This is a genomic window from Nitrospiria bacterium (assembly GCA_036397255.1).
GTDB lineage: Bacteria > Nitrospirota > Nitrospiria > DASWJH01 > DASWJH01 > DASWJH01.
Map to the genome: position 1 here is coordinate 1 of DASWJH010000115.1, position 7,080 is coordinate 7,080.

General features: G+C 45.4%; 7 protein-coding genes. 6 read left to right on the forward strand and 1 reads right to left on the reverse strand.

Annotation, left to right across the window (positions count from 1 at the left end):
• Positions 1-224: 224 nt before the first annotated feature.
• Complete coding sequence (locus VGB26_15450; GenBank protein HEX9759169.1) at positions 225-746, reverse strand: hypothetical protein; 522 nt, start codon at positions 744-746, stop codon at positions 225-227.
• Between the two features lie 423 nt (positions 747-1,169).
• Between VGB26_15450 and VGB26_15455 the strand changes: the two genes are divergently transcribed.
• The 6 genes from VGB26_15455 to VGB26_15480 all read left to right on the forward strand — a co-directional run.
• Positions 1,170-1,814 (forward strand): HAD-IA family hydrolase, encoded by a 645-nt coding sequence (locus VGB26_15455; protein HEX9759170.1) that lies wholly within the window; start codon positions 1,170-1,172, stop codon positions 1,812-1,814.
• Complete coding sequence (locus tag VGB26_15460) at positions 1,811-3,343, forward strand: pitrilysin family protein (protein HEX9759171.1); 1,533 nt, start codon at positions 1,811-1,813, stop codon at positions 3,341-3,343. The genes VGB26_15455 and VGB26_15460 overlap by 4 nt, the downstream gene beginning before the upstream one ends.
• Entirely contained in the window at positions 3,340-4,785 is a 1,446-nt protein-coding gene (locus tag VGB26_15465) for a pitrilysin family protein (GenBank protein HEX9759172.1), read from the forward strand. The genes VGB26_15460 and VGB26_15465 overlap by 4 nt, the downstream gene beginning before the upstream one ends.
• Before the next feature lie 533 nt (positions 4,786-5,318).
• A complete protein-coding gene (locus VGB26_15470; GenBank protein HEX9759173.1) occupies positions 5,319-5,690 on the forward strand; it encodes a tetratricopeptide repeat protein in 372 nt (123 codons plus the stop codon).
• A 574-nt stretch (positions 5,691-6,264) separates the two neighbouring features.
• Complete coding sequence (locus VGB26_15475; protein ID HEX9759174.1) at positions 6,265-6,810, forward strand: hypothetical protein; 546 nt, start codon at positions 6,265-6,267, stop codon at positions 6,808-6,810.
• A gap of 33 nt (positions 6,811-6,843) precedes the next feature.
• Positions 6,844-7,080: hypothetical protein (locus tag VGB26_15480; protein ID HEX9759175.1), on the forward strand; the 237-nt coding region annotated here is incomplete at its 3' end.

Below are 7,080 nucleotides of genomic sequence, written 5' to 3' on the forward strand. Positions count from 1 at the left end.
GGGTTGACCGCCCAGTGCGGTTTCTCAAGCGTGAAAGAAAGTTCGTTCAAAAGCTCCATTGATCCTCCTTGCTGATTTTGTTTCCCTACTATACTTTTTCAACGCAAATTCAGCAAGTTGAATGTTAAAATACAGACTCTATTTAAAATTGCCATGGGCTCTGCCTGTGGGTACCTACTCCTTCCAATGGGGATGGCTTTTCCCTTTGATCGTCTGAAGATTCCTCATGTGATACAACGAAGGGCTGCCACCAGATCACTCATGGCAGCACAGGTTTCCTTTGCCCGTTGACTTTCCTCTTTGGCTTCATTTTGAATTTTTTGAAAGTTTGGATCTTCCTGCGGGGTTGTTTGATGGGCCTTCCATAAGGTTTCCACTCGGGTATAGGCCTCTGTAATTTTTTGTGTCATGACGGGGTGGTGGGCTAAAACGGTTTCCAGGTTATTCTGGATTGCCCGCAACCGTTCCGACATTTCATCCAATGAAGCCCCTTCGGCAAGGGGTTCTCCCGCAATAGGGCGAAGCAGATGAGAAATTAGCATGTTAAAGGCGACCATGTCGTTGGCCACCTGAAGCATCCGTTTTGAAAGAGCCTCTTTCACGGGTTTTGAGGGGGCGGGGGTTTTTCTGACAGTTTTCTTGGGTTTGGGTGCGGTTCCCATGGATTTTTTTCCGGTTTTTTTCCGAGTTACTTTTGGGGCAGAGGTTTTTTTGGTTCTTTTTTTTATGATCTTCTTTTTGGCCATGATTCTCCCAAGGGTTTGTTTGTGTCAATCACAACTTGGTTTAACCTACGGCTTTTGGTAAGAAAACCTAAACGATTTCTCCCTTTCCGGGAAAGGATGCTTTTGGGGGGGGGGATTTTACCCCCCATTCTGTTGGGTCTAAAAGATCCACACCCTACCTGAATTTTGTAAAAATTGCAACGAGAAATAAAGTATGAGATGATGAAAAATAGAATAAAAGAAAATCGCTCCTTTCCGTTTTTCTTCATGAGCGGAAAGGAGTTTTTTGGTTAAAATTTAAACTTCTATTCCCCTTAGGGTGGTACGGGGTGACCGCTTAGCTTCCCCCTTTGGAAAAGGGGGATTTGAGGATTCAGGTTTTCCTTTGAATACCTCGCAGTCTTGCTGCGGGAATCTTTATTTTTCCTAAAGGTGTTTCAGAACATGTGGCCCATTGACCTGTTAATGTTTGATTTAGATGGAACCCTGTTTGATACCAAACAGGATTTGGCAACGGCGGTGAATTTGACCTTGGAGGATTTTGGCCTTCCTTCCAAACCTCCGGAACTCATTTACACCTATGTCGGGGATGGTGTCCGTAAACTGTTGGAGCGGTCCTTGGATGGTTTCGGGGCGGGCCATTTCGAGAGGGCTTTAACCTTGTTTCGGGGACACTATATGACACATCTGACGGATACCACCTGTTTTTACCCGGGGGTCATATCCGTCCTGGAGCACTTTAACCATAAGAAGAAGGCTGTGGTCACCAATAAACCTGCAGAGTATACCAATAAACTTATGCAGGATTTAAATGCTCATCACCATTTTGATTTCATCATCGGAAGTGATACTACTGTACGACTCAAACCCCATCCGGATATGATTCTTTCCACATTGGAAAGACTGGCGGTCTCCCCACAAAGGGCGCTGATGATTGGAGATAGTGTCAATGATATTAAGGCGGGGCAGGAGGCAGGGGTCAAGGTATGTGCGGTGGGATATGGTTTGGGGGATCGGGATGGGTTGAAAAAGGCAGAGCCCGATTTTTTCTGCGACAATATTTTAGAGCTTAAGGAGCATATCGAATGAAACGTTTTTGGGTGGTTTTCTCCTTTGTGGTGTTTTTTTTATTCACCTTAAAAACCCCTTTGCCCGGACAAGATTTAGAGGGCTTGGTGGTGGAGCATACCCTCCAGAATGGTATGCAGGTTTTAATTGTGGAACGTCCTCAAGTCCCGTTGGTCTCTTTTAATATTTCCTATCGGGTGGGTGGCGTCAATGAACATGCAGGCATTACAGGCATTGCGCATCTTTATGAACATATGGCTTTTAAAGGAACCCAGACCATCGGTACCACCCATTACCGGAAAGAAAAAAAAGTTTTAGGGGAAATGGACCGGGTGTTGGAAGAGATTAAACGCGAGGAGGCTCTAGGAGAAAGGGGGGAAATCCAACGTCTGAAGGGGTTGAAATCGCGTTTTGAGGAACTGCAGAAACAAGCGGATGAATTTGTGGTTCCAAATGAATTCAGCACGCTCTATGAGCGCCAGGGGGGTGTGGGTTTTAACGCTGGAACGGGGCAGGAATTTACCCGGTATGTGGTCAGTTTGCCTTCTAACCGGGTTCCTTTTTGGATTGCGATGGAGCAGGAGCGGATGTCTTACCCGGTTCTTCGGGAGTTTTATAAGGAGAGGGATGTGGTCATGGAGGAGCGGCGAAGAAGCTATGAAGCCAATCCCATGGGTAAACTTTATGAAGCGTTTTTGGCAACGGCTTTTATCGCGCATCCTTACCGGTTACCGGTCATCGGGTGGTCTTCCGACATTGCTCAACTCACACGACCGGAAACCCAGTCTTTTTTTGAAACCTATTATGGGCCCAACAATGCGGTGGTTGCCATTGTGGGGGATGTTAACGCAAAAGCCCTTATCAAAACACTGGAGAAAACCTTCGGAAAGATTAAGACACGGTCCTTTATTCCCCCAGTGGAAACCCAAGAACCCCCGCAAGAAGGGGAGCGGCGTGTTGAAATTGTTTTTGATGCCAATCCCGCCGTGATGGTTGGGTATCACAAACCTGGGATCCACCATCCCGATGAGGTGGTATTCGATGTGATTGATTCGCTTCTTTCCAATGGAAGGACCTCTCGTTTTTATAAAAAGATTGTTCAAGAAAAGCAATTGGCTGTTTCGGTGTCTACCTCAACGGGTGTTCCGGGGGCTCGATTTACGAATCTCTTTATGATTGATGCCATTCCCCGGTCCCCCCACACCACCCAAGAGGTTGAAAATGCCATTTATGAAGAGTTGGTCCGTTTGGGAGAGGAACCGGTGGGGCAGCGGGATCTTCAGAAGATTTTAAATCAACTGGATGCATCTCTTATTCGATCTCTACAATCCAATAGCGGGATGGCTTCTCAATTGGCCTATTTTGAAACCATTGCGGGGAGCTGGCGCTACATTTTGAAAGCCCGCGAAGATATTGGGAAGGTGACTCCCGAGGATATCATGCGGGTGGCTAAAACATACTTTACCAAAGAAAATAGAACCGTCGCTACTCTGGTTAAAAAGAATATTCCGACCAACAAGGAATTTAAAGAGGAGGACAGAGGTTCATGAGGTTCTTTTTTAGGGATTTCATTTTTGGGTTTTTTCTGGTGGGGTTTCTGTGGGCGGGCACCCCAACTTTATATGGTGCCGATCCCAGACAAATGAAATTTGATCCCGTGGATTTTGATCCCCCGAAGGCCGACCGGATTGTCCTTCCCAAAGGGATGATTTTGTATTTTTTAGAAGACCACACCCTTCCCTTGGTGAATATTCAGCTGATGATCAAAACCGGAGATATTTATGATCCGCCCGACAAAGTGGGTGTGGCGGGGCTTACTGGGGCGGTCATGCGCAGGGGGGGAACTCTAAACAAAAGCAGTGATGCCATTGATGAAGAATTGGAGTTTATGGCTGCGGAATTGAATATCGGAATCGAACAGGAACGAGGCACTGCGAATTTGAATCTTTTGCGTAAAGATTTGGATCAAGGGTTGACCTTATTCGCGGACATCCTGATGCACCCCGCTTTTGAAGAGGGAAAGCTGGAATTAACCAAACGGGGTGTCATCGAAGGAATCCTGAGACGAAACGATTCTCCCCATTCCATTGCTGCTCGGACCTTCCAAAAACTGGTATACGGAGAGCTCCATCCTTATGGTCGTGAAAGCACAGTAGAGAGCATTCAGCGTATCCAACGGGAAGATCTGCTGGCTTTTCATCGCAACTTTTTCCGTCCTAATAATGTATTGATTGCCGTTTCCGGGGATATCAAGAAGGATGAACTCATCCGGAAACTGACCGAGGTTTTTTCCCCATGGCAAGAAAAAGAGGTGGTGTTCCCTCCCGTTCCTCCCGTCCATCAAGAGGTGAACCCTTCCATCAATTATATTTTTAAGGACATTCCCCAAACCACCATTCGTATGGGACATCTCGGAGTGAAACGGGACAATCCTGATTTTTTTGCCCTTTCAGTGATGGATGATATTTTGGGTAGCGGAGGCTTTGGCAGTCGGTTGTTTCAGGAGGTTCGGACCCGGCAAGGGTTGGCCTATTCCGCGGGAAGCATTTTTCAGCCGGGGGATTTTGAGGTGGGCATTTTTTTGGCTTATAGTGAAACCAAGTCCGCTTCAACGCTGCAAGCCATAAACGCCATTTTGAATGAGATTAAGCGGATTCGGGAGGAGGCGGTTTCCGACGAAGAGTTAAAGCAGGCCAAGGATTCTTTTTTAAATTCTTTTGTTTTCTCATTCGCCAACCCCACCCAGATCGTCACACGGCAAATGCGTTTGGAATATATGGGTCTTCCAAAGGACTTTTTGGACACTTTTCGGGATCGCGTGGCCCAGGTCACCAAAAAAGATATACTACGGGTTGCTCAGCAATATTTAAAACCTGAGGGGTTGATCATTTTGGCAGTGGGAAAACAGGATGAATTTGATTCCCCTCTTTCCACCCTGGGTAAGGTCCACGAAATTCCTTTGGAAGAGACCGAACCGGTGACGGGAGGCTAATGAAAACCCGGTGAGGCCCGAAATGTCTATTTTGCCGTAGAAAAAGAGTCTCGAAGAATTTAAACATGGAACCGGTGTTGTGTTCCAACAATTACCTAAAATTCTAGATTCCCGCCTGCGCGGGAATGACGGAGGAGGGAAGCGGGAGGAGCAAAGGATTGAAGTGGGAATAACGGGTTTTGTATATTCAAGGTATTTCAGGAACAAAACGGTAAAGGGATGTTGAAAAACCCTTGCTGTCATTCCCGAAAACGCACTTACCCTAATTTCCGAAACCCAACTTGCCGTCATTCCCGAATGTTTAATCCGGAATCCAGTTCGGAAAGACTGGATTCCGGGTCAAGCCCGGAAAGACAGTCAAAGTCAAGGGACTTATGATGCACTACACCAGTTGATTTGGAGAGAATGTGTATTTAGAATAGTGTTTTGCAAAAGGGGCCACCTATCATGTTGAGAATTGGTGTGAGGCCAACTCAAAAACTGGTTTTTAAAAAGAATGAGGTGGTTCAAAAATAAAAAACGGGAGGTTAATAATGAAAAAAATTGTTGGATACGGTATGCTTGCTTTGTTTGCTGGCTTATTTCTGGGATTGGCCGTGGAAACGGTAGAAGCAGGATCTGAAAAAGCATTATCAGCATCTCGAGGATCCGCCGGAGAGGCACCAAACGCCGAAGGGATTAAACATTATAACAAGGATCATTGGGGTGTGGCCGAGGAACATTTCCGGGAAGCGGTGAAAGCGGATGAAAAATTGGCAGAGGCCCACTTTAATCTTGCGCTTTCCCTAGATAAATTAGGTAACCATGGGGAAGCCACACAGCATTTCAAAAAAGCCCTTGAACTGGCTCCCAAAAATCCAGCCATCGCAGATTCAAAAATCCTCAAGGCCCATTTAGGGATGTAAAGTTGGTATAGGTTTTATTGAGATAAGAGTTTGTTCCTTTTTGAAATGATTGCTACGGGTTCAAGGAGCAAACCCTTAAGATTTTTTTAATTATGAAGCCAGATCAATCTATTAAAAAAATAGCCCTGTTTTTGGTGGTTCTTTTAATTTTTTTCTGGGGCTTTACTGCTCTAGGGTTTAGCCATCATATCCTAGATCACAGGCAAACTTCCCACCATTCGGAACAGCATTCCTCTTTTTCATGCGCTTGGATGTGTGCGGTCTCCAATTTTCTTTCATCAACAGACCAAACCCTTAATTTAAGTTTTCACCCTCTTGTTGAAAGAATAAAACCGTTATTCCTTTTTTTCATTTTTCATCTCACTTATTCCCACCTAAGACCCAGATCTCCCCCTGCCTTAAATCTTCAAATTCGTTAAAGCTTTTTTGAAAACCTGAGATCTTTTTTTCCGTTTTGAAGTCCTTCTTCAAGGGGTTCTTCTCATAACAGCCGTGTTGTGTATGGGGGAAACCTAGGGATTTATTCCAAATTGGAGAGGGGTATTCTTATTTTTTACCCGAAAGGAGAAACCCTATGATGCTTAAATCCCCTTCGCCAATTCTTATCTTTGCCTGCCTACTTTTATTTGGAATGGGGGAATTAGCCGGAGCCATGTTGGGAAGGATTCCGGAGCAGATTCAGTCCCTTGCCACTGAAAAAGCCAGAAACCAGCCCGAGGTCCACGGCCTAACGGGACTAGAGGATATTGACCGAACCATTTTGGCAAAGGTTTCCTCTGAGGTTCTTTCCAGGCTCCATACGTTTCACCTTCATGGGCATGGGGTGGGATTGTTGGCGTTTGTCCTGGTTATTATCATTTTCAATGCAGGTTTCCACCCATGGGTGAAAAACACATTGATTGCGTTGACATCCCTGGGAATGCTGTATCCCTTTGGGTGGTTAACCTTAATGTTGGGGATTCCGTTTTTAGGAGCCGAGCGGGCTCTCCGTCTTGCGGAAAAGACTTTTTTCATTCCCTTTGGGACCTCTTTGCTTTTGGCAATTTGGCTTGCCATATTTTTTAAGGGCCTTGAGGTTTTGAAATATTATAGAAAAGTGACAACTGAGGAAGGCCTATAAAAAAATTTTTAGGAGATTAAAAAGGGGAGTAAAATGAAAAATAAAATATTCGTAATTTTTGTTTTTTTGGGTTTGAGTTTTGCAATCAATAACGATGTATTCGCAGCCCATATTTTAGAACCACTGGGAACCGAGATTGCGGCCACACCCCCTCGGGGAAGAATGTTTGGACAGGTGGAATACCTGTATACACGAAAAGACCCCGATAATGGGCCAAAGGTCAGTACCCACCTTCTGCCCTTAGAATTTGAAATCGGGGTAGGAGAGAGA